This is a genomic window from Amycolatopsis sp. WQ 127309 (assembly GCF_023023025.1).
Classification (GTDB): domain Bacteria; phylum Actinomycetota; class Actinomycetes; order Mycobacteriales; family Pseudonocardiaceae; genus Amycolatopsis.
Genome location: NZ_CP095481.1, coordinates 6,841,794 through 6,864,997 on the forward strand (window position 1 = coordinate 6,841,794; position 23,204 = coordinate 6,864,997).

Here is a 23,204-nt window from a genome sequence, read left to right on the forward strand (position 1 = left end):
GCCGCCAAGTTTCTCGGCGTCGAGTGGACGTGTTGCTGAGCAAGTGAGGACCGGCGCGAAACAGTTTGTCCGTCTCGTAGACGCATACAATCACGCTTCGTAGTCGGTAGAGTGCGTTGAGGGTTTGACGGTGTTCGGAGGTGGGTGTGCGCGGGTGGTTGTGGGTGTCGCTCGTGGCGTCGGGAGTGGTCCTGGCCGCAGCAGCGGGCCTGGTGTTGTGGTCGGCGGAGCGTGCGCTGTGGCCGGCGCCGGAGGTTGTCACCTCGTCCCGTGGCGGGTTGTCGTTGTGCCCTTACGAAAGTGCGGGGCAGCTGGTGCGCCGGCGAGTACGTGCGTCGCACGATTAGTTCCGCAGCGGTCTCACGGTCCGCCAGGAGGAGGTCGGCTACCTGGGCCACGAACACCATGGCCGGCGGTAGTTCGCCGCCAGTGGTGTTGTGGTCGGTCAAAGAAGGAACGTCGTCCAGGCGGAACGGCACTGCGGCGGCAGTTTGTCGAACCTGTCGTTGGTCGCGTGTCGCGCCAAGCCGCGTAACACGCGCTGTTCCCTGGCATCCGTGTTCGCGAGCCGAACGGGTTGCAGTAGCGCGAGAACCTGGCCCAGGTCGGGCGCCGGAGCGGTCCGATACTGCTTCGCTGTGGGCTTTCTGAGCCGGGTGTCATGTACCTCTGCGTGGGTTGTTGGCGCAGCCTGAAGCCGGGCCAGGTGAAGTCTGAAAGGCGATACCGCACGCGGTGATCTGAGGTAGTCACCCGTGATACGCGGCCCTCATGCGTACGGTGTTCGACCGTCGCTGAGTCGATCAGCCACGCCTTCGCCAGGGATGAGACGTGCCGTCGGTCCGCGCCCGTGGCCACGGATTCACCGGATCGTGTGCGCGTCAACGCGGATGAGAGAATCTCGCGATGCACTCGGACGAACTGGCAGACGCGACGGCGGAACAGATTGTGCCGCGCTTGCGTGGCCTGTTCGTCGGCGTGGACCGGTACGAATCGCCGCAGATCCCGAACCTGGCCTCTGCGGTACGGGACGCCGAAGCACTGCACGCGCTGTTCGAGGACAACCTCGGTGGCGACATCGTCGGGCTTCTGGACCAGGACGCCACCCGCGATCGGCTCGTCACCGAGCTGGACGTGCTGGCCGGGACCTCGAGCCCCGATGACGTCGTCGTGATCACGTTCTCCGGGCACGGAACCGACACCCACGAGCTGGTCACCTACGATGCCGACCCGGCGGACTTTGCAGGTTCCTGCCTGTCGCTGGATGAGCTGACCGAACGCGTCTCCGCGATCCCGGCCCGCCAGCTGGTCGTCGTTCTGGACTGCTGCTTCTCTGGCGGTGCCGGTGCCAAGGTGCTGCACGCCCGGTATCAGCCCCGTGGGTCGGTCTCCGGTGGCGCTCTGCTGTCCACCGCGGCCCGGCTGGAGCAACTCGCGGGACGTGGCCGGCTGATCCTGACCGCGTCGACAGCGGACCAGCCGGCCTACGAGGACCCCGTCCTCGGCCACGGTTTGTTGACCTACCACCTGTTACAGGCGCTGCTCGGCCAGGACAGCCTGGTAGAGAACGGCCGCGTCCCGATCCACGCTCTCCTGGCCTACGTCACTACGAGGGTCATCGCCGCCGCGTCGGGCACCATGGCGGCGCGTCAGGAACCGACACTTCGCGGCCAGCTGGACGGCGCGCCCACCTGGCCGGTCTTCGTGCCCGGCCCGCGGTTCCTGGAGTTGTTACCAGAACGGTCGACTGCTCCGGTGACGGCGGCCATTGACAGCTTGAAGGGCCATGGCATCGCCGACGAGGTGCTCGACCGGTGGGCCGAGACCTTTCCCAGTTTGAACGAGCTCCAGCAGACAGTGATCAACAACGCGGGATTGCTCGCGGGCAAGAACGTCTTGGTGTCCGCGCCGACTTCGTCGGGCAAGACGATGCTCGGTGAGCTGGCCGCCTTGGGTGCGTCCCGGCGCGGCGGCCGATCGGTGTTCCTGCTCCCGACCCGCGCTCTGGTGAACGAGCAGTTCGACCGCTTCACGAAGACGTACGGCGACCTCGGCATCCGGGTCGTGCGTGCCACTGGGGAGATCAGCGACCAGTTGCCGCAGTTCATTCTCGGCCAGTTCGACATCGCGATCCTGACCTACGAGAAGTTCACCGGTCTCGCGCTCTCGTCGTCACACATCCTCCGGATGCTGTCGGTGATCGTCGTCGACGAGGTCCAGACGCTCGTCGATGCCGGCCGTGGGCCGCTGCTCGAACTACTGCTCACCGCGATCAAGTCGCGCCGCGACGATGGTATCGCTCCGCAACTGGTGTGCTTGTCCGCCGTTCTCGGCGACTTCGGTGGCCTCGACTCGTGGCTCGAGTCTCAGCCGGTCCGTTGGACGAAACGGCCCGTTGCCCTGGTCGAAGGCATCCTCCGTCCGAACGGCGTCTTCCGGGCCCTCGAAGACGGTGAAGAACGCGTTGAACAGTTCCTACCGCTTCACAACGCCGGGCGTGCTCGGGACTTCCTTGTGCCACTGGTGCGGAAGCTGGTCGACGACGGCCAGCAGGTGATCGTCTTCCGCAGTAGCAAAGGTGCCGCGCGCGGAAGCGCTCGGTACCTGTCGGGAGCTCTCGGATTGCCCGCAGCTCCCGAGGCGATTGAGGCGCTGCCCGCTGGAGACCCGGCCGTGCTCTCGCAGGAGCTGCGCCAGTGTCTGCAAGGCGGCGTCGCGTTCCACATCGCTGACCTGCAGCGCGACGAAAAGCGAGTCATCGAGGACGTGTTCCGCAGGCCAGACAGCCCGATTCGTGTCATCGCCTCCACCACCACACTGGCCCAAGGCCTGAACCTGCCGGTCGAGACGGTGGTGATCGCCGAGCTCGACCATCCCCTGGGGCTCCGCCGGTCCGTGCCGTACACGACCGCCGAATACAAGAATATCGCCGGCCGGGCCGGGCGGCTCGGTCTCACCGAAGCGGGAATGGCGATCGTCCTCGCTTACGGTGCCGCCGACGAGCACGACAAGTGGAACCGCTATGTCACCGGCACCCCGGAAGACATCACCTCGAGCCTCCTGCACGCCAACCTCGACCTCGACACCCTCGTGCTGCGCGTCGTGCTGGTCGCCTCCAGTCGAACCGGCAGCGGCATCACAATCCAGGACGTCGTCTCGGTCTTGGCCAACAGCTTCGCGTCCCACCAGCGCCGGCTGGCGGGCGTGGACGAGCCGTTCGACCCCGCGACCGTATTGGGCGTGCTCGACGAGCTCCGCAACCAGACGTTCGTCGCCGAGACGGAGCAGGGCGCGTTGGTCTTGACGCCGCTCGGGGTGCTGGTCTCCCGGAGCGCTCTGTCCGTGCGCTCAGCCCTCAGCGTCACTCGTGCACTGCGGTCGCTCACCCCCGACCAGGTCAACCGCGCCACCCTCATCACCATCGCCCAGCTGACAGCCGAGGTCGACCAGGTACTGTTCCCGGTCAATCACCGCGGTCATCGCGCCGAGCTGGGTACATTCGAGTCGGCACTCCGCCGGCAGGGGGCGGCACCCGCCGCGGTGCAACAGCTCAACGTGATGGCACAGCCGGAGACGAGCCTGCCCGCCCGGCGGGCGAAGAAGGCCGTGGCCTGTTTGCTCTGGACGCAGGGTGCGCTCGCCGCGCAGCTGGAACCCGCCCTCATGCAGCACATGCCGGGAAAGGACGTGATCGGTCCCGTTCGCGCCGTCGCAGCACGTGTGCGCGACGTGATCGACACGGTGATCTCGATCAGTCGGGAGATTCATCCCGACGCCGACCCGGTTCTCGTCCGGCTCGGCGAGCTCATGGCGACGCAGCTGGAACTCGGTATCCCCGCGGACGCCGTCCCACTGGCACGCGTGGCAGGCGCCGAGCTGCCCCGCCAGGTGTACCTCGACCTCGCCGATAGCGGATTTGTCACGCCCGAAGCGATCCTCGCTGCCGACGATGATGAACTGCTCGAACGTATCGGCGGTCATCCCTTGATGGTTGCGGGCCTGCGGGAATGGGCCCGGCGGGCCGAGGTGGTCACGGCCGAGGCACCCAGCCTCGACGACCTCCTGTTGCCACCGGTTGACTGACCAATCGTGCCGGTGGTCGTTCACATCAGTTCGGCCGCGAGTGCGGCCACTCGATGACCGTCGTAACGGAGCAGCAGATCGCGGAGTCCGTTGGTGCAGTTCGCGTATTTGCTGTTGTGTAGACCGAGTCGTTGGAGTGCCTGGGTCCACTCCCAGTTGTTGCCTGTAGTCTCTGCCAGGAGCTGAAGACCGTGCTCGCCATCGAAGCGGCGGTTCAGCCCACGTTGCGCCGCAGGCCACCTCGTGACGATCTCCGCCAGGACGACGAGGGCTCGTGCATCCTCGATCGTCGGCGGGTGTTGCAGATCTCTGGCGCGGAGCATGACTCGCACGTAGTACTGCCACGTGGTGAGAATTCTCTTCGTTTCTCGGATCGACGGATCAGGTTGTGCTGTCAGGCGCTGAACAATACGAGCCCGGACCTGCTCGTTGTGCTCCAAGAGCCGGAAGTTGGTAGAGATCTCCAACTCGTCGCTGCGTGGTTCCTGCTCGCTCGGCTGAGTTGTGGTCGAGGTCGAAGGGGTGGCGCCAATCGAGTCTGCTCGGTCGGCGGTGGTTCTGCGCTGAGGTGCCGTGGTGTCGGGCTTGCGCAGGAGGACGCCGAGGATCTCCTCAACCGTTTCGGGAGAGGCGGGCGGAATAGGTATCGGAAGCTGGACGAGCTTGCGCATGAAGCTCCAGCCGGGGCTCGGGTCATCCCCGTGAAGAGCCTTGTCCTTAAGTGTCGAGTGAACGTGGTCGAGGTGGTCGGCGACAGTCGAAGTGTCAAGGCAGAGCACGAATTTTGTGACCGGGTAGGTTCGATTGACGAAGATGTTTATCGCCTCGAAAACCTCGGCTGTTGTACTCGGCGAACATCGGTCCAGGTCGTCGATAAACAAGACGACGGTGTGGCCCGCCTTTTCGACATCGTGCAGGAGGGCGAAGACGTCGTGCTGCAGTAGGTACAGGAATCCGGATCGAGCATTGTAGTACGGATCGTGGAGTGCGTCGTCGCTTGTGTCGCTGTTATGTGCGAACGCGGTGCTGACAATGGGTCCGGTGAAAAGGTCCGAGGGGAGGAAAGTGGCGGCCGGTAGCCGAAGTCTGAGAACTGTGTGGACGATCCCGGCGAGAAACACGGCGGCGACGATGGCCACCGCGAGGTTGGAGCCCACCACTTCGATCCAGCCCACGAGGTGGTACTGGTCGGTCGACCTGGCCAGCTGCGCGACGATCGGTATCACCAGGGCTAGCACTGCGACGGTGAGTAGGGGTGAAACAGCACTCTTGCGCAGGGCGCGGCGAAGGCGCATGCGGTCCACGCGTTCGACGTTGCGCTGGAACCAGTAGCGCTCGGATGACGGCGAGCCGGGCGGCAACAAGGTGGTGGTCACCGAATCAAGGAGCGTCTTGGCGATGCCGGCCCAAACCTGCTGGTCCGTCTGGTGGGCCCAAGGTTCGAAACGAGCCGTGATTACCGGTGGTCGCGGAGCGGAGGGGGCGGCTCGGTCGATCATTTCCGGTTCCCACAATCGCGTCTGACGCCCGCTGAGGGCTCGGTCTGCCTCGAACACGCTGAGGTGTCGACCGGTCTTGCCTGGTTCGGTGAACCGAGGCAGCTGGGTCAAGCGTTCCTCCATGAGGGTGATCAGCGATGTCTTACCGGTGCCCCAAGCGCCGTCGAGGGCGATCACCGTAGGTCCGTCGCGATCACTGTCGGAGGTGCCTGCTTCGATGGAGACGAGCTCGACCAGGGTGTCGAGCATTGCGCCACGCCGTAGCAAGTCTGTCGTGGGAGGTCGGTCTCCGTATCCACGCGTCTCAACCGACCAAGTCGGTGCACGGGCCAGGAGAAATCGGCTTTTCCCGGGGGCGCGAAGTCGCGGTGATTGCCTGAATCGGCGCGAAATCGAGTTGCGGATGTGCGCTTCGAGTTCATCGAGGTGGATCAATCCGTCCTCGTCGAGGTCGGCTGCGCCCGTCTGGATGCCTTCAACGAGGGCTACGGTGAAAACTCCCGCCGGAAATCCTTCGTCGAGTGACTCGTATGCATGTTGTGACTCCTTGGTCGACGAAAGGATAAATATTTCTGGATCTCGGCCTCCGGGTTGGTCTCCAATTTTAATCGAAGGGAAAGTGTTGGGAGAATCTGGGAAGGTGTGAGCGTAGTCGCAATCGAGAATAATTGCGACCTGGCGGGCTTGGGAATTTTGTGCGGATTCCGCGATGAGGCTTGTGGACAGTGAGGTGGAATTCAATTCGTCTACATTTGTATCGGTGAGCAGTAGTTGCAAATCGCCGTCGTTGCTTGCCCAGCCATGGCCTGAGAAGTAGAGAGCCACGATGTCGTCCTGGCTTGCGTCGTGGAAGAGTCGCTTGATCCTCTTTGTCACTTCGTGACGCGGAAGGTCTGAGGCGACCTGTACTTGGAAGTTTCCCATGTTAGGGTCGGCGAGCGCCGCGGCGAGCATGGTGACGTCGTTTCGGGGTCCCTTGAGAGGGGAAATCGTTGTGCTGGTGAACTCACCTGCTGAGATCAAGAGTGCGGTCCGCTTGCCTGCCATTGATGTGCTCCCTGGTCGGAGTGACACCTGATACATCGCGATTCGAACGCTCCGCTTCACACTGAAGGCCGGGGGTGATGTGCTTCCTGTTGCCGTCACCGTCACCGCCAGCGACGACGCTGCGCGGGTCTGGGATCTCGCCAACGGCGGGCTGCCTGAGCTGATCGGAAAACACCTGTTCACCCCCTTCGCTTCGACTTTTGGCACGGTACAGGCTCGGTCGGGCCGTTCGTCTCTTGGCTCGGCCGTCCACTGTGAGTGGCTGTGACCTTCTGTGGCGCTGCTCGGAGCGCACCAGCTGCTCGGTTTCTCGGCAGGCCTCCGTCCAGACTTGCCGACCAGTCGTTCCAGCGTACTGACTGTTCTGCTGCTAAAGAACTTGCAAGTTTGTTACGGCAGCGTTGATTTGACGGAGGGCATCGGTCATCTCTGGCGCAATCTCGCCAACTCGATGGGCAGACGCGAGCGAACGAGATGAAACGGACCTCTTGCCTTGGGTCTGCAACAAGTCGTTGAGGCGAGCGATAACCTGCTTTGCCGGGCAATGGTATAGGCGAAAACTAAGACTAATCCATTCCCTATCGAATTCTGTCTTAAATTGTGCCGTCACATCCACGGCATGTCGAGAGCTGCTCTTTTCTTCCTGAATTCGGTCGCCTAGAAGTCGGCTGAAGACGTCGTTCTCCATTGCGAGCGTGGCAGTTGACAGTGCGTCCGTCGCCTCTGCTTCGGTGAGCCCGGAAAGGCGTGCAATCACTGAAGGTGTCAATAGGTAACTTTCCAATTCTTTTCGTCGCCAGATGTGTGCAGATATGCCGACGTCGTCGAAGTCTTGCTCGATACCTGTGATCGCTACATTACTTCGATAGTCTCGGTCCAGTAGAATATGTACCTTGATTGCTTCCGGTAGCAGCTCGTCGCACAGCCATGTGAAGGGTGCTACGTGGTTGAATCTCGAGAAGCCCTCGAGCTTGATCACGGTTATGCCCTTTTCCAGCTCGATATTGGCTAGTCGAAGGGTTTTTGAGAATCGACGAATGACTGCCATGTCCTGTCCTTCGACGAAAAGGACTACTCGTGATCGCAGGGCGCGCGCGAGTCTCAGGTTGAAGGCTGTTCCCAGTGTGGAGGAAAGCTGTTCGAGGGTTGCCTCGTCGCGAGCTCGTCGAGCATTCTTTCTTCCCTTTTCGACAAGCGTGACCAAGCGAGGTTCTGCTTCGGCGGCGATCTCCGATGAGTGTGTTGCGACAATTATCTGCCGGGACGTTGCTTCCAGCAGGTGGACGAGCCTTCGTTGAAGATCCGGGTGGAGGTAGACCTCGGGTTCGTCCAGGATTATTGTATCGAAGTTGCGGACGCGGTAGATGTGGTAAAGCAGTTGAAGCCAGACTTGGATCCCGTCGCCGGCCCAGACAAGCTCTTTTTCGGCACGGCTTCCCGGCTCGGTGTAGTAGACGTCGAGGACTACGCCTTCCGAACCTGATCCGAGATGCTGACCAAAATTCATAAACTGAATTCCGTCAATCCATGGTTCAGCGAACTCCAAGAATGAATCAAGTTTTCTGGAGTTTTTGAGCAACCGCAACTGATTGCGAAAGTGACGGCTACTCAGGCGACCAGAGATGTTTCGCTCGACATAGCCGTCTTGTAGTTGACTTTCCGTGTGGTCAATCGGGTTTAGAATTGGGATTACGCCCAATTCCGGGAATGCTTCTCGGGCCTGCTTGACATCCCTGACCGGCAGTCCAGGCTTCCTCTCCATGTAGAAGAAGGGTTCGCTAGCTTCATCGTCTTCCTCTGGCCACACTGCGACCAGTCTGGCGCCGTTTTTCCAGCTCAGCTCAAGTCGTGCTTCATGGCCGCGGAACTCATATCTCACGCTTTCGCGCAAAGCCGGGAATTCCGTTAGAGGAATCGGCCATATCGGATATTTCCGATCACCATCTACTTTGGCGTCGTCAGGCTTCCGTCGTCGGGCAAGGCGGATCAGTACATCGGCGACACGGAGAGCAGTGAGTACTGTGGATTTTCCGGCATTGTTCGGGCCGATGAGGTAGGCCCCGTTGCCGAAGGTCAGCCGAAAATCTTGGAAGGCGCGAAAATTACGGAGTCTCAGGTCTTTCAGAATTTCCACGTCGTCAAACCTGCAGATCCATTAGTCGAGTTGTTCATCGTGCGTGCTCCGTAATTCTGCTCTGTCCATTATTGAACGTGGATGGTACACCCACGGTAATCCACGGTGGGTTCTATTGGTACTGAGTTTGCCAACGTATTATCGATGATGTTGGTGTTCTGCCAACGAGGGATCGTTGTGGTTGGCGCGCCAAGTGGATCATGTCGAGGTTTCCTACCTGGAAGGACGTGCGGTGCGTTAGGCGGCGGCAAGTGTGAAAGGGAGCCGATGAGGTTGTTGATATTCACTCGACTGGGTGTACATCGATCAAGTGTTTGTTGTCGGCTGTCCGCACTCGAAGATCGTTCGACCATGTTGAACCTGTCCAGTGCAACTCTAAGCTGCCGAAGGGGCGTTCAGCGGGCCCTGCCTGACGAGCGATGGAACGACGTATTCAGTAGTCTGCGGTCCAATCGGGATCAAGCATTGCTGTCCCTGGGGGTCAGCTGCGCGGCGCGGGCCTCCGAGCTGCTCGGGTTGAATAGAGTCGACCTGGACTGTGGGATCGGCTCGTGCGGGTGATCCGCAAGGGCATCGTCGCTTAACAGAGGTTGCCAGCCAGTCCGGAGTCGTTCATCTGACTTCGCCTTTACCTGGCCGACCACCAGGCAAGGACGGCCTGGGCATCGACCAGCACCGAGTCCCCGCGGCGTCCGGCGGAGCGGGCGCACGCCATCATTACCAGTGCGGGGTGTCCCTATGTGGTTGTCAAGCCGCAGCGGGGACGGGAGCTGGTTCGGGGTGGCGGTAGTGGGTGCCGTTGCGGAGCATGGCGTAGAGGACGTCGCAGCGGCGGCGGGCCAGGCAGATCAGGGCGGCGTTGTGCTTCTTGCCCTCGGCTCGTTTGCGGTCGTAGTAGGTCCTGCTGGTCGGGTCGTGCAAGGCCGCGAACGCGGCCAGGAAGAACGCCCGTTTCAGCTTCCGGTTGCCGGTCCGAGCCGGATGCTCGCCTCTGATCGAGGATCCAGAGCTGCGGGTGACCGGAGCGATGCCCGCGTAGGCCGCCAGATGGCCGGAGCTGGCGAAGTTCGAGGCGTCGCCGACCTCGAGCAGGATGCGGGCTGCGGTCCTGACTCCGATGCCGGGCATCGAGGTCAGGACCCCGGCAAGAGGGTGCGCATCAAGTATCCTCTCAACCTGATCAGCGACGGTTTTGCGTTGCTGGAGCACGGTTTTAAGGCTGTCAGCCAGCCGCGGCAAGACCGTGTCCGCGGCTGCGGTGCCCGGGACGGTGACCGTCTGCTCGTCCAGGGCGACCATGATCGCCTCGACGAGTTTGTCGCTCATGCGGGGGGCGTGGACTTTCGCGATCGCGGTGAGTTTGCGGCGGCCGGCCTTGGCGATGCCGGTCGGGCCGCCGCAACGCGAGAGGATCTCCAGCACCGCGGGATGACTGATCCGCGGTCCGATGGCGTGTTCAAGGGCCGGGTGGATGCCGGTGAGCAGGCCCCTGATCCGGTTGGCGATGCGAGTGGCTTCGCCGGCCAGGTCGTCATCGAACCCGACCAGCACCTCCAGCTCGGCCAACGCCTCGTCGCCGACGTCGACCGGCCGCAGCGTATGCGGCAGCGAGCGGGCCGCGTCGGCGATGATGAACGCGTCCCGGGCATCGGTTTTCGCTCGGCCGGGGTAGAGGTCGGCGATGCGGCGCATCGCCAGACCTGGCAGATAGGCCACCTCATGGCCGACCGCGCGGGCGACCGTGACCGGCAACGCCCCGATCGTGGCCGGCTGGTCCACCACGACCAGCAGCGGCCCGTGCTGGGCCAGCTTGTCGAACAAGGCCCGCAGTTTCGGTTCACTGTTGGGCAGCGGCCCGTCATGCAGACGCTTGCCCGTCGGGTCGAGGCCGACCGCGTGATGGGCTTCCTTGCCGACATCCAGGCCGAGGAACACCCCGAAAGTGCTGCTCATCCACCATGCCGTTCGATCGTCGCGAGTGGTCACCTGGTTGGGCATCGAGCGCCGGCACCCACGTTACGACTGTGATGATCAGGGGGTGCCGCCCCGAGCCGTGGTCTGACCCGCGTTACGACTGACCGATGTGTCTTTGTCTCGATCTGTCGGCTGCGTGCTCGGGGCGGTGCTTGCTGCCGCCGGGCTGGTGGGGCGTGTCCCGATAGGGGCTTTGCCGCATTGTGCATCTTCACAGTCCTGACCGCCTGATCGGTCCGGCGTCGGCCAGCCACCGGCGTTTCGATCAGAGCAGGAGTCAGCAGACCGTGCCGAGCACCCCGCGTCTCACCTCGCCTCAGGTTCTCGACGGCCAGGAGGTGATCGTGGAAGTCGACACCCACAAGGACCTCCACGTCGCCGCGGTCGTCACCGCGTTCGGCGTTTTGCTTGCCAGTAAGGCATTTCCGACGACGCCGGCCGGATATCAGGCTCTGGTGAAGTGGGCGCGCGAGTTCGGTGCCGTGCGCCGCGCCGGAGTGGAGTGCACGGGCTCCTACGGAGCTGCGCTCGCCCGCCACCTCGCAGCCGTCGACATCGAGGTGTTCGAGGTCAACCAGCCCGACAAGGCCAACCGCCGACGCCGCGGCAAGAACGACGCCATCGACGCCGAGTCCGCCGCCCGCTCCGTGCTCAACGGGCAAACCAGCGGGTTAGCCAAGGGCGGCCAGGGCCCAGTGGAGATGCTGCGCATGTTCAAGGTGGCCAAGACCTCCGCCCTCAAGTCACGAACCCAGGCCATCAACCAGCTCAAGGCCGTCCTGGTCTCCGCCGACCCCGCCCTGCGCGAGGAGCTGCGCGACCTCAGCACCGCCAAGCTCGTGCAGCGGTGCGTCGCATGGGCACCCGCCACGCCAACCGACAGCGCCACCGCGGCCCGATACACCCTGCGCGTGCTTGCATGCAGGATTGACCGCCTCAGTCAGGAGATCGCCGATCTCAACGCGCAGACCGCCGCGGTCCTGACCGGCCACAACTCCGCCATGCTCGACACCTACGGAGTCGGACCCGATACGGCCGCGACGCTCCTCATCGCCGCCGGCGACAACCCCGAACGCCTGCGCAGCGAAGCGTCTTTCGCCGCGCTGTGCGGCGTCAGCCCGGTGGAAGCATCCTCAGGCAGGACGGCAACGCCACCGGCTCAACCGAGGCGGCGACCGCCAGGCCAACTCCGCCCTGCGCTGCATCGTGCTGGTCCGCCTGCGCTGGGACCAACGCACCCGCGACTACATCGACCGGCGTGTCCGCGAGGGCAAAACCAAACGCGAAGCCGTCCGCTGCCTCAAACGCTACATCGCCCGCGAGTTCTACCGGATCATCACCTCACCGGACTCACAGACCGCACCAGCTCAGCACGCTGCTTGACGAACAATAGGGGCATCGAGACCTTCCTGGCGGTGGCCGTGTCCCTATCAGCGGTCGGTCGATGCCACCAGACCCGGTGACACCCCCCCGGATCATGCGTGCGACTGGGGGCGTAAGTCATACCGGGCCTGGTGACCACAACTCCCAGGTCGGGAGCCACGAAAACGTAACGGGGGCGTGGCAGGTCGGAGCAGCCGGTGTGCGGAGGCGGCCCGCGTCGGATGAATCCGGCTTTCCCGGGTGGGCGTGGACCTGGTTGTGGTCGGTGAGCGCGGTGATGCCGGACGGGCTGCTGTCGCGGTGGGCAGGTACTCTGTCAGAGCCGAGTTGCGAACTGCAGCAGTTGGTGCTCGTCGTGCACGCCGTCGAGTAGCGCGACGCCATGGTAGGCGAGGACGGCGGCCAGCTCGGCGAAGCCGCTGGTAGCCGCCAGTCGGCGACGAGCGGGACGTTCGGTTCGGCACCAAGGAAGCGGCGGCAAGCTGGGACGATCTCGTACGCGCGGCGAAAGTAACGCTCGCCGCGCGTACGACCTCATGCTCACCGCGCGGTCAGAACCCGGATACCCGCCATCAGCGCCTCAAAGGGGTCGCTCGCAACTGGCTTGCACCGCCTTGCACCGCGGCCGACAGCTGGCGCAATGGCAGTTCGATGTGACCGGCGGTGGCTCCATCTGGTACCTCATCGACGAGGAGCGCCACACCGTCTGGGTACAGCTGGCCAGTCTGAAGCACCCCAAAAGATACCGAGTAGCCGGCCGGGCGGGTATGGCATTCGAATCGTGGATGAGGAGTATCCCTGGCGCACTTGTCGCCGGCGGAGCAATCACGGTCGATGTTCAGCTGCGGGTGTGGCGATGGGGCTCGCAGGGTACTTGCTCCGACGTGTGCTCAATGCGATCGCTTGTGGGCGGCCCTTGGACTACCTCGACGATGCGCTGGGGAAACAGTTGGTCAGCGGCGCGATCCGGGACTGTGCGCCCGGTCGCCTGTACCGGGCGTATCGCAACGCCTACGTGATCGTGGCCGTCACTGCGTCGGGGCCGGACAAGTCAGTTGACGCCTTTTCGATCACCGTCCGGACGCCGAAGTTCCACTTCAGGACCCGGGAGCTCAAGGCAGGGATGCTGGATATAAGTCTTGACATTCTTGATTATCAAGACAGACTTGACCTGTTCATCTTCCGAAGAGGCTGAGGAGAAGGTCATGTCAGGGACCGCCACCCCAATCACACCGACCGGTGAGTGTTTCTGCGGATGTGGGAGAGAGACCCTGCCCGGTGCCTTCTTCCGCACGGGTCATGACAAGAAGGCCAGCGCTGATCTTGATGCCTTGCATCACGACGGAAGCGTTGCGCAGCGCCTCGCGCACTTCGGGTTCGGACCAGGGCTACGCAACCTGCACGAGTATGCGATCGAGCGTGGCGTGAGGGAGCGTTGCGGGATCGACGGGTGCAACGTATCTGGCGTCCCGAAAGGAATCGGCATGAGACGACACCGCGCGACACATGCCAAGGGGAAGCCCTCGGAGCATGGCTCGGACTAGACACCAGCACTTGCCGGTTGCTGCGTGGCTTGGTGCGGCTCCGCCGTTGGCTTTACACCGTATGTGCTGGCCGGGTCGTACACCGCCCGGGTGACGTCGTCGCGGTCCTCGCCTTCCATATCGAGGATCTGAGCCTGGGTGAAGTTCAGCGTCCGACGGGCCATCCGGCGCGGCACCAGCTTGTCGGCCTAGTGGACGGTTCCCTTCCGACTGCCTCTGCCGTGCCGGTGACATTCGATTATCGTTGCCTCGACCGGCCGGAGGAGGGGATGACGTGGGCAAGTTGGTCGAAGAGCTCTTCGCTAGTGAGGTGGAGATGCTGCTGCCGCTTGCCCGGGCCACTGCGTGCCTGATGCCGCCGCGGATCGTCGGCGGGGACTGGTCGGCGATGTTCGAAGTGCCGGCCGGCGACGGCGTGGCGGATCTGTGCGCGGTGCGGTTCGCGCGCGGTCACCGCGACAAGCGTGGTGGTCGTCCGGCGATCACGGACTGGACCGATGTGCGGGTCTTCGCCGTTCTGCAGCACCCAGACAAGTGGACCAGTGTCGCCGAGCTCGCCGCCCTCGCCGGTCTCACCGTCGATGGGCTTCGTCGAGGGCCGTTGCGCCGGTTGACTGAAGCCGGGCACGTCCGGCGCACCGCGGATGGTGGCGCTGAGACCGAGTGGCAGTACTCGATCCCCGTCACGGGCGTGACAGCGGTCGAGGCGAAGTTGTCGGATTGGCATCGCGCACTCGTGCAGGCACGTCGACACACCGTGTTTGCCGACGCGTCTTACATCGCTTTGCCGCCGCGCGTAGCGGCGAGGGCCGCCGATGCCACAGAGATGCTTGCTTCATCTCAGGTTGGCGTGCTGTCAGTTCGACCGTCGGGTGAGGTACGGGTGGTTCGTGAAGCTCCGCGGCCGCGCCGGATCCGGGGTTGGGCTCTACGTCGGATGTTCGCGGCCGAGCGGCTATGGGCACTTCACTCGGCAGGCGCCGTATCGGGACCGGTCAGGCACGTGTTTGGGCGGCCTGTTCTGGCTTCACCGCGCGATCCGCGGAGCTCGGTCGCCGTGCTGAACTGAATTCTTCGGCCGATAAAGCTGACCCGCGTGACGGCGGTCACGCTAGGAGTTGGTGCCAGACTCGTAGGTGACCGGGTTTCGACGCGGTTTCCATCGCGACTTGTGAAACTGCCGAAGCCGCGGTGATCAGCGCGTCGGATACGAGTTCTGTGATGTGGGTGCGCCGGTCGGAGGCGTTGGCGACGCCGGCGGTCAGCTCTGCCAGGCGGCACAGGTGATGCGCCCCCTGCGTGTGCGCGTCCCAATCGTGGGTGTTGCGACTGGCTTCACAGTAGGGGCAGTCGCATTGGGCGACCAATCCGCCTGCTGTCAGCGCTTCATGCTCCGTGCGCAGGATGGTGTGGAGGAGCTCAGGCGTGAAGATGCGCGGCTTCGGCGGCGCTGTGGTCCCGCCACCTCGCATATTCGGGGTAAAGCCGCGCGCGGCTGCCGATAAGCCGGTGCCGAATCCTGCGGCGCCGTGCGCCAGGCACCACCAGCCGGTGAGATCGGTGGTGGGCAGCAGGACGGGGATCTGCTCGTCCGCGAGGGCCTGACAGAGGTCGCGATAGCCGGCGAGGAGCTGCTGTTCCACAGGTTGCGATGCTGTGGCCGTAGTTGGCCATAGCGTGGTGAGCCAGAGTGCGTCGGGGCGCGATTCGATCACTCGTTCGGCGACGTCGTCCACCCGGTCGGGGTACATCAGCCATCCTGTGGCCAACATCAGGTTCAGGAGCGAGGGCTCGTCCTCGGCTCGGTTACGTACCGCGTCGAGGTGGCGGAGGGCCGCGTCCAGCTCGGCGTCCGGAGCGACACCTGGCAGGAACCGTCCTGGACTCAGCAGGACGTTGGCTCCGGCTTCCCGTTGGGCCGCGACGACGTCGTCAAGCCAAGCCGCCTCATTAACGGCGGGATCCTGGTGCTGTTGGAACGGCCAGCGTTTGCTCTGATCGCTCACCGGTCTGCGACCAGGAACCGCATCGAACACGGCGTGGGCGACAGGATCGGCGATGCGGAGCGCGGCGGCTCCGAATTGGGACAGGTAGGCGTTACCCGCTCTGGGCACCAGCTGTAGCAAGGTGCCGGCCGCCGCAAACGTGACTGTCCTACCCTGAGAGCGGGCGAGCCCTCGCAGGAGGGCGGGTACTGCGGAGTAGTGCTGGTGGGGACGGCTGATGATCATGATCGGACTGTTACCGCGAAGTGCTTCGGCGGCCGGCGGGCCGGTGACGTCCGGAGTGGCTGCCTGTTCGGCGCTCTGCGCCTCCGCTAAGTCAGCGATCTCCTCCGCGAGACTACGGTTGAACTCCTCGACCGTGTCGTCGTCTGGTTCGTCCAGGTCGTAGTACCGGCTTGGCGGGTCGGCGTAGGGGTCGAGGTCCTCGGGCCGGGTGTCCTCGGTGATCCAGACGCCGGTCAGGGCGTCGAAGCCGTAGGCTTCCGGCGGTCCGAGCAGCTCAGACTCGCCGATGTCGCTCTCTGAAGAACCATCCGAGCTCTCATCACGCATCTTCCCACCTCCGGTGACCCCGCCAACGCTGGTTGCACTTCCGGTGCCGCTCACGCCAGCATGCGCTCCGCCGTACGGGCTGAGCCTCGGGCCGACCTACGCGGCGAGAGCAACTTCGCGATCACGATCCGCAGCTCGGAGGGGGTGTCGGCGTGCAGATCGAGGTCGACGCTCTCCGCGGCGCGGAGCAGGGTGGCGAAATCCCTGTGCTGCCCTGGCTGGGAGTACGGGTGGCGGCCGGTCAGAGCCTCTGCGGCCACGGCGCCGATGGACCAGAGATCCGCCGCGTTACGTGCACGATCGCCGCGGAGTTGCTCCGGCGCGGCGTAGCGTGCGGTGCCGATGAAGCTCGGGTAGACCGTCAACGTCGACTCATCTAGCGGTTTGACCAGGCCGAGGTCGACGAGCACGGGATCGGCGGCCTCCCCGTGCCGCAGCAGGATGTTCTCCGGCTTGATGTCGCGGTGCACCACCTGTGCCTCGTGCAGCACGGCTGCGGCGTGCAGCAGCCCACGGGTAAAGGGGAGACACTCTTCCGCAGGAACCTGCCCCCGGTTGAGCCGGTGGCGGAGATCGCCGCCGGGGATGAACTCGAACCTCAGGACCTGCCGCACGCATCCCTCGATCAGCACGGCGGTCCGTTCCCTCAGTCGAACCACACGGTCGTCCTCGATCTTGAGCAGGCCCTCGACCTCCCGATCGAGGCGTTCCGCAGGGAATTCGTCCTGGTAGATGATCTTGCACGCGTCCTGCGGGCCGACCCTCCAGGTCTCACCGAACGCTCCGGTGCCGAGGAAACTGACTTCTTTGGCGGGAGTTCCGAAGGCGGCAGCTACCTCGTCAGCTGTGTACTTCCGCTCTTCCATCCGGTGACCTCCTGGCGAGTCCTGAGCTTCAGGTGCCTTGACGCTCCATGATCCTCCCTCCGATGTGGGAGCGGCGGAAGCCTCGCCGCGAGCGGTGTGAAAGATGCTGGCGGACTGGGAGCCGACAGGTGCGGCCACTCCGGCGAGATGCTCTCATTGTTGTACCCTTGCGGAAGTCGTGTCCGAACTGCGGCCGGTCTCCTGGTCAGCTGGGCGGCGGTCGTCATGTATGCGCGATAGTCGCCCAGGGCGGCCATTGTGTGCTTGCGCGGTCGTCGATGCAATACGGCGGTACCTTGCGCGGATTCATTGACGCGCGGGTGAGGACGGCCAGTAGTGCCATGAACCAGTCCAGCGCAGGAGTGCGAGCTCGTACAAATGCACGTGCTATCGCGCGTGCAGACGGGATCCCTCGCTCGGTTGGGTGAGTTTTGATCGTGTGGTCGCGGCTGGCTGCGGGAACTGTCATCAAATTGTCCACTCGTTCTGGGCGAGCTGCCAATTGGTCCCAGATGTGTGCCTTGACCTCGTTGAATGTCGAGCGTCGCGCCGAGGGTTTGAGTCCGTAAGTGATCTGCGGATGCAATTTGCAGACGGCGAAATCCGCCGATTGCCGTACACAGAAGTAGTTGATCAGCTACGGTCGCATGTGCAGCCGACTTGGTAGGACCGGTCGATCTATCACCGGTCTCAGCAGGTCAGCGGAGCGATCTTCGGCGTGTCGGTAGCCGGGTCGTTTGGCACGCAGCGCTGAGCGGGAGGGGTTCACGCGGCCGTGGCACAACCACACACAGGCGTCAGTCCGTGGCTGGCGGAAGTCGATGTACAAGTACAGATGCCAGAAGCCGGTGGCGGTCCGCAGACAGGGGCCTCAGGCGCGGGGTTCAGCCTGTCACCCAAGGAAGCGCAGGCTGTGCTGTCGCAAGCGCAGAACGCCCTCAGGCGGCTTCGGCAACTGCAGCGCCAGGCGGAGACGTTGAAGCAGGTCCGTCCGGCGGCTGATGATCCCGCCAGCCTCGCCTACAACGCCCGCCTGGTGAACGGCCAGGGCGTCTTCTCCGTGCTCGGTGATCACGTCAGCTCGGAAGCGGCCTATCTGGACGAGCTGGTCAAGAAGATCCAGGAATCCTACCGATTGATCGGCGAACGTGACTCCGCTGCCGCGCAGGACGTCGATCAGGCGAAGACCCCGAAGGGGAGTGTCGCGGGATGAATCGTCGGCTGGCTCTCGTCCTGCTGGTCTCCGTCACGGGTCTCTCTGTCGCATGCTCCAGCCACGGAGGGCTTGGCGAAACGTCGGGAAAGGCTCTGCCCGCGCCTGCTGGACAGAACGCCTCGGCCCCTGGTTTGCCGTTCGCCGGGGCGCCCCGGGTGGCAGACCCCTTGCCGCTGTCGGTCCTGGCCGGCGACCCCTGCTCGGACGCGCTCACTCCGGATCAGGTCGTCGCCGCGGTGGGGGCCTCCGTCTCCGGGCAGCGCGAAGATCTCGCGGAGGTCGGCCCAGCGTGTGCGTGGTCCAATCGCGACACCGGAGGCGCCGTCGGAGTCTCCTACACGCTCAACACCCACGTCGGGCTCAGCGGTGTCTACGCCAACACCAAACCGCAATCGGCTCTGTGGCGAGAACTCCCGGCGATACAGGGCTTCCCTGCCGTTGCACATGCCGGGGCCAAAGGCGGCACGGTCCCCGCCGGCTTCTGCCAGGCGAGCATCGGCCTGGCAGACAACCTTTCCATCGACGTCAGCCTCACCTTGGGCGTGAGCAAAAAGGACACCGAAGACGCATGCAGCCTGATCTCTCAGATCGCTGACATGACAGTCACGACGCTGAGAGCGAAGGCAGGTTCCTGATGTTTCCCTTTGACCAACTCGGGCGTGCCGCGCACGCCATGGCACACGAAGCAGAGCACGCCGGAACCGCTCTTGTGCACACGGCCCAGGACGCGATCGGCTGGGCGGGTGACCTGTTCTCCGGCGATATCGGCGCTCGCGCGATGCCGGTCCCGGCCGTCGTGCAATGCGTCATGGCCGGGGACGGCACGAGCTGGACCGAGAGCGGCGCCACGTCCGGGAGCGCGGCGGCAGAACATCACGAGATCGCGGCCGGGCTCACCACGATGCTGAACAACCTGGAGCCGGCCTGGACAGGCAGTGGTGCAGACCGTGCCCACATGCGCACCAAGGCCTTCAGCGATCTGATCGATCGCGCGGCGCTGACACTGAGTTCCAACGGCAGCAACGTGACCGACGCCGCCTACGGGTTCGAGCTGGCCAAGCGGTCCATGGAGCCAATGGGTGACCCGCCCGACAAGTCCTTCTTCGACGTCGCGACGCCCTGGGACACCGACACCGAGGAGGCCATCGAGGCCTACAACGCGAAGGCCGAGAAGAACCTCGGCATCTACAACACCTACGTCCAGCACCTCGACACGCAGGGCCAGGGACTGTCCGGCGACTACGGCCGACTCACGCCTGAGCCGGTAACGGATCCCGCCGAGCGCACACAGACTGACCTGCGCGGGGTCACCGACCGGTCGGACCGCGGAACCGGAAAGCCCGCCCGCGTGACCACGGACCGAACAACGACGGAGACGCCTTCCACGGAGAACGACCACGCGAACACCGGGACCGACGGCAAGGACTCCCGCACCACCACAGGATCCGGCAGTGGCGACGACGTCGACAGCAGGGACCCGCACGAGATCGTCGCCCCGCAGCACGACCAGACCGACGCCGCCGGACTTACGGAATCCGGGCTCGAGCCTGGCAGGCGAGGGATGATCGGGCTCGGCCTGGCCGAGCAGGTCGGACGAGGCGCTGGCACCCAGCTACCCGATCCCGGCGATCTGCCGCTCGTGGGTGTTCCCCGGCCGCCTGCCTCTGCTGGGCCGAACCGAGGCCTGGCCGAAGGCGGAGCGGGCACGCTGGCCAAAGGACCACGCGGAGGAGCGGAACAGAGAGCAGCAGGTGCCGGCGGCCGCGGCACCGGCTCTCGCGGAGCCGCAGGTGTGGCACCCGCGGGGACCACGCGTGGCTCTTCCGAGGACGACGAACACCAGCGCAAATACGTCCGTGACGATGCGAGCGCGTTCGCCGTCGATGACGACGAGCTGGTCGACCCCCATACCGGCTTCGGCCCAGTTCAGCCCACCATCGGTACCTGACGCACTCCGTGCATGCCCGCCGGCAACGGCCTTCCCCACCTGTCGTCCCGCATCACGGAGCGTGTGTCGTGGCTGTCATCGACCGACCCATCGTCTTGCCCAAACTCGCGTTCCTGACCGCGTGGAGCATGCTCGCCGTCGGGGACCTTCCATCAGCGTTCGGGACCAACCTGCACCACTGGACGAGCGCCGACGGCCGACGTGAGCTCGAGGTCAGAGCCATGACGGCGCTGACCGACCTCGGCCTGGCCCGCAACAACCGACTCAACGGACTCTGGCGATCGACCGCCACGGTCCTCGCGCGGGCCGGTCGCGAGTACTACTCCTTCAGCAACTTCGCCGACGGGCGAGCCTGCTCGGTGCTCATCGCTGCCCGCGGCGAGGATGCCCTCCGTGTCGTCATCGACGACAACGTCGTGTCCCTGGAACCGATCGAGGATAAGTGGCTTGCCACCGCGCTCCTGGACACCCTCCCGGAGGTAACCGCCGCGGTGACACCGCCGGCCGTCGTGCCGCACGCTGTCTACGAGGGCCAGCCGGCGTCCGGCGAGACGGATGGCCGCGACCTCGAACGCCTCCAGACCGCGATGCAGCGACCACGGCAGGCCGTTCACCAGATCTACGTCGCTCGCCGAGACGCCGACGGCGAGAGGATCCGCAGTCTGCCGATCACCGCGATCGACATCGCAGAAGCCGGACGTCTCCTCGTCTACACCGACGCCGACGACAACATCGTCATGATCCCCGCAACCGCCCGCGAGTTCGTGTCGACCCTCAACAACACCTACACCGACCTCTGACGAACCACACGAGCCCCTGTCAGCGGGGGAGAGCAGCCAGAACTCCCTCGGCAAGCTGTCTGGTTTTAGCGCACGAGGTCGTGACAGGTTCGCCGGCCGGGCCGTTGTACAGAGTGCCGAGCCCTTGGCTGTCGGCGATGTCGACGATGATTTGGCACGAAGTGAAGCTGCCGTCCGTCCCAGTGCTGAGCACCCATTCACCGGCTGGGTAGCCAGCCACCGAGGTCGCTTTGACCTGGCTGCCGGGCCCGCTGACAAGCGGGAGAGGCCGTGCTTTCGGGTAGAAGCGGACCTCGGCCGCGGCAGATAGGGGCGGGCCGCTGGTGAACCGGCATTGCGACTGGTCGCCGGCGGTGACGAGCACGGTGTCGTGGGCGTCCTGGGGTTTCACCAGTCCGAGCTGTGCCGTGAGGGCGGCGGGCACGCCCGAGCAGGGGGTAGAGAGGTAGCGAGACACGTCGAGCTGAGTGCCGGTGATAGATAACGGTGTCGACGACGTGGGCGGCGGGGGAGGGGCGTCGGGGCCGGTGCAGCCGGCCGCGACCACGGCCAATCCGAGCCCGACCAGCGCGACGCTGCGGATCTTGTCAGCCATCGAGGCGCCTTTGCAGCGGGGTGCCGGGGCCGACGACACCGGCCGGTCCCGGCCGCTCGACCAGTTCCCGGTGTTCCTCGTCGACCTTCGAGCCGAATCCACCGGCCGGGCGTTCGGTTGAGGAGAAGTCCTCGTAGTGGAAGGTCGGGGAGTTGACGACGATCGTCGGTGGCAGCGGGGCGAACAGTTCGTTCTTCTCGCCGAGCAGGTCCCGTTCCGCGTCGTGGACTTGGGCTGAGGCGCTGTGGACGATGTCCTGGTAGCTGGTCAGCACCTGGTCCTTGCCGGTCTTGTAGCCGGAGGCGACCTCGGCGAACTTGTCCCCGTCCACGGCCAGCTGCAAGCCTGTGGACGACGCGCCGATCACGACGCCGGCGGTGGCGGTGAACCAGGCGCCGCCGGTCGCGATGCCGAGCACTGCCGAGACGACGCTTGCACCGACCGAGATCGCAATCTTCGTCTCCGCCTCGCTGTGCTGCTTGAGCGCCTTGGCAACGGCGGCGCTGGTGGCATCGGCGACCGCGACGTAGTCCCGGCGGGCCTGGACCGCGGCAGCGAGCAGTACCGCGAGCGACTCGACGGTCTTGACCAGGTAGGAGGCCTGCTGGCCGAGGAAGGCTTGGATCTTCGAGATCTGGAGCCGGAAAGCATCGGCTCCGCCGCCCTCCCAGTCCTGCACCGAGTAGTCGATCTTCCGGAAGGCGTCGACGATGTCGGACGAGGTGTCCTGGTCCAGGGCGCGGCCGACCTTCTTCATGCGCTCGAACTCGTCGATGATTTTTTGCGGGTCGAGGCTGAGTACCTTGTCGGCGTCGTCGAGCAGCCCGCGCAGGAGCACAGCCCCACCGCCGCCGGGGTAGGCCTCCGGCGATCCCAGCCATTTGCCGTCGGGCTGCTCGTCGTTGAACAGGTCGATGAGCCGGCGTGCGGCACGGTCTGCGGCGGAGCGCACTTCGTCGTCGCTTTTCCAGTCGGCCATTCTTAGGCCTGTCCGTCGGCGCGGCGGTAGAGCGCCACGATGGCTTTGGTGGCTTCTGCTGTCGCGTCGACGACTTCGGTTCCGTGCTTCTGGCGGGCTGCGATTTCGTCGGTGAACCGGGCGTAGGACAGTTGAAATTCGTTGATCGCGTCCAGTGTTCCCGGCCCGGCGAGTCCTTCGTGGGCGTTCAGGACGGGAAGTTGTGATCCCATGATGTCGCGCAACGTCGGCAGGGCGCTCTCTCCGACGCGTTGCAGCTCGTCGAGCGCTACCTTGAAGCCATTTCCCACCCGGGGCCTCCCCACCTCGTACAGGTCATGTCAACTCACCATAGCTGATCGATTACACTCTGCAAGTGGATGACGTCAACCGTCCAGTTTCTCTCCTTCGAGCGGATTTCTACGCCGATCGCAGTAGTTGATTTGTGCAACAGTGATTCAAGGCCCTGTTGCCGAGGGAAGAAAATGCTGGGTAAGGCCATTCTTCGGGATCCTCCAAAGACTTTCTGCGCTTGTTCTGGCTCCAGCCGATGAACATGCGCTGGGCGGAGTTCGGGTGGGCGGGTCTATGCCGTAGGG

General features: G+C 64.5%; 16 protein-coding genes. 8 read left to right on the top strand and 8 right to left on the bottom strand.

All coding sequences use genetic code 11. The annotated features are described in order from the left end of the window. The first annotated feature begins 906 nt into the window (after nt 1-906). Nucleotides 907-4,083, top strand: a complete 3,177-nt coding sequence (locus MUY22_RS31085) for a DEAD/DEAH box helicase (protein ID WP_247050498.1) — start codon at nt 907-909, stop codon at nt 4,081-4,083. Between the two features lie 20 nt (nt 4,084-4,103). Here MUY22_RS31085 and MUY22_RS31090 read toward each other — a convergent pair whose 3' ends face one another. The 3 genes from MUY22_RS31090 to MUY22_RS31100 all read right to left on the bottom strand — a co-directional run bounded on the left by MUY22_RS31090 (nt 4,104) and on the right by MUY22_RS31100 (nt 10,716). After that, nucleotides 4,104-6,629, bottom strand: coding sequence for a P-loop NTPase fold protein (locus MUY22_RS31090; protein ID WP_247050500.1), 2,526 nt, complete (start codon nt 6,627-6,629; stop codon nt 4,104-4,106). 370 nt (nt 6,630-6,999) lie between these two features. Next, on the bottom strand, nt 7,000-8,763 hold the full coding sequence (locus tag MUY22_RS31095; RefSeq protein ID WP_247050502.1) for an ATP-dependent endonuclease: 1,764 nt from the start codon (nt 8,761-8,763) through the stop codon (nt 7,000-7,002). A gap of 747 nt (nt 8,764-9,510) precedes the next feature. After that, a complete protein-coding gene (locus tag MUY22_RS31100) occupies nt 9,511-10,716 on the bottom strand; it encodes an IS110 family transposase (protein WP_247050504.1) in 1,206 nt (401 codons plus the stop codon). A gap of 308 nt (nt 10,717-11,024) precedes the next feature. On the opposite strand from MUY22_RS31100, the gene MUY22_RS31105 reads away from it, so the two are divergent. From MUY22_RS31105 to MUY22_RS31115, 3 genes are all read left to right on the top strand, one after another. Further along, nucleotides 11,025-12,200, top strand: coding sequence for an IS110 family transposase (locus MUY22_RS31105; protein ID WP_247050506.1), 1,176 nt, complete (start codon nt 11,025-11,027; stop codon nt 12,198-12,200). Between the two features lie 836 nt (nt 12,201-13,036). Further along, nucleotides 13,037-13,315, top strand: coding sequence for a hypothetical protein (locus MUY22_RS31110; RefSeq protein WP_247050508.1), 279 nt, complete (start codon nt 13,037-13,039; stop codon nt 13,313-13,315). Between the two features lie 623 nt (nt 13,316-13,938). Beyond that, a complete protein-coding gene (locus tag MUY22_RS31115) occupies nt 13,939-14,733 on the top strand; it encodes a hypothetical protein (RefSeq protein WP_247050510.1) in 795 nt (264 codons plus the stop codon). Nucleotides 14,734-14,770: 37 nt separating this feature from the next. Here MUY22_RS31115 and MUY22_RS31120 read toward each other — a convergent pair whose 3' ends face one another. Further along, nucleotides 14,771-16,222: a hypothetical protein gene (locus tag MUY22_RS31120; RefSeq protein WP_247050512.1), complete on the bottom strand. Its 1,452-nt coding sequence runs from the start codon at nt 16,220-16,222 to the stop codon at nt 14,771-14,773. Between the two features lie 50 nt (nt 16,223-16,272). Then, nucleotides 16,273-17,088 (bottom strand): serine/threonine-protein kinase, encoded by an 816-nt coding sequence (locus tag MUY22_RS31125; protein WP_247050514.1) that lies wholly within the window; start codon nt 17,086-17,088, stop codon nt 16,273-16,275. Between the two features lie 913 nt (nt 17,089-18,001). On the opposite strand from MUY22_RS31125, the gene MUY22_RS31130 reads away from it, so the two are divergent. The 4 genes from MUY22_RS31130 to MUY22_RS31145 all read left to right on the top strand — a co-directional run bounded on the left by MUY22_RS31130 (nt 18,002) and on the right by MUY22_RS31145 (nt 21,052). Then, the gene (locus MUY22_RS31130) at nt 18,002-18,301 is read left to right on the top strand and encodes a hypothetical protein (protein WP_247050516.1); all 300 of its coding nucleotides are present in this window, start codon (nt 18,002-18,004) and stop codon (nt 18,299-18,301) included. Further along, entirely contained in the window at nt 18,298-18,939 is a 642-nt protein-coding gene (locus tag MUY22_RS31135) for a DUF3558 domain-containing protein (protein ID WP_247050519.1), read from the top strand. Before MUY22_RS31130 ends, MUY22_RS31135 begins: the two co-directional genes overlap by 4 nt. Further along, entirely contained in the window at nt 18,939-20,252 is a 1,314-nt protein-coding gene (locus MUY22_RS31140) for a hypothetical protein (protein ID WP_247050521.1), read from the top strand. The genes MUY22_RS31135 and MUY22_RS31140 overlap by 1 nt, the downstream gene beginning before the upstream one ends. 68 nt (nt 20,253-20,320) lie before the next feature. Further along, nucleotides 20,321-21,052, top strand: a complete 732-nt coding sequence (locus MUY22_RS31145) for an ESX secretion-associated protein EspG (RefSeq protein WP_247050522.1) — start codon at nt 20,321-20,323, stop codon at nt 21,050-21,052. A 19-nt stretch (nt 21,053-21,071) separates the two neighbouring features. Here the strand turns inward: MUY22_RS31145 and MUY22_RS31150 are convergent, their stop codons facing one another. The 3 genes from MUY22_RS31150 to MUY22_RS31160 are packed head-to-tail and all read right to left on the bottom strand — an operon-like array spanning nt 21,072 to nt 22,916. After that, entirely contained in the window at nt 21,072-21,647 is a 576-nt protein-coding gene (locus tag MUY22_RS31150) for a DUF3558 family protein (protein WP_247050524.1), read from the bottom strand. Continuing rightward, entirely contained in the window at nt 21,640-22,626 is a 987-nt protein-coding gene (locus tag MUY22_RS31155; RefSeq protein WP_247050526.1) for a hypothetical protein, read from the bottom strand. The genes MUY22_RS31150 and MUY22_RS31155 overlap by 8 nt, the downstream gene beginning before the upstream one ends. Nucleotides 22,627-22,628: 2 nt before the next feature. Then, entirely contained in the window at nt 22,629-22,916 is a 288-nt protein-coding gene (locus tag MUY22_RS31160; RefSeq protein ID WP_247050528.1) for a hypothetical protein, read from the bottom strand. Nucleotides 22,917-23,204 lie beyond the last annotated feature (288 nt).

Coding starts and splice junctions, on each gene's coding strand:
- MUY22_RS31085 (WP_247050498.1), top strand. CDS start 907: ATGCACTCGGACGAACTGGCAGACGCGACGGCGGAACAGATTGTGCCG.
- MUY22_RS31090 (WP_247050500.1), bottom strand. CDS start 6,629: ATGGCAGGCAAGCGGACCGCACTCTTGATCTCAGCAGGTGAGTTCACC.
- MUY22_RS31100 (WP_247050504.1), bottom strand. CDS start 10,716: ATGAGCAGCACTTTCGGGGTGTTCCTCGGCCTGGATGTCGGCAAGGAA.
- MUY22_RS31120 (WP_247050512.1), bottom strand. CDS start 16,222: ATGCGTGATGAGAGCTCGGATGGTTCTTCAGAGAGCGACATCGGCGAG.
- MUY22_RS31125 (WP_247050514.1), bottom strand. CDS start 17,088: ATGGAAGAGCGGAAGTACACAGCTGACGAGGTAGCTGCCGCCTTCGGA.
- MUY22_RS31135 (WP_247050519.1), top strand. CDS start 18,298: ATGAATCGTCGGCTGGCTCTCGTCCTGCTGGTCTCCGTCACGGGTCTC.
- MUY22_RS31140 (WP_247050521.1), top strand. CDS start 18,939: ATGTTTCCCTTTGACCAACTCGGGCGTGCCGCGCACGCCATGGCACAC.
- MUY22_RS31150 (WP_247050524.1), bottom strand. CDS start 21,647: ATGGCTGACAAGATCCGCAGCGTCGCGCTGGTCGGGCTCGGATTGGCC.
- MUY22_RS31155 (WP_247050526.1), bottom strand. CDS start 22,626: ATGGCCGACTGGAAAAGCGACGACGAAGTGCGCTCCGCCGCAGACCGT.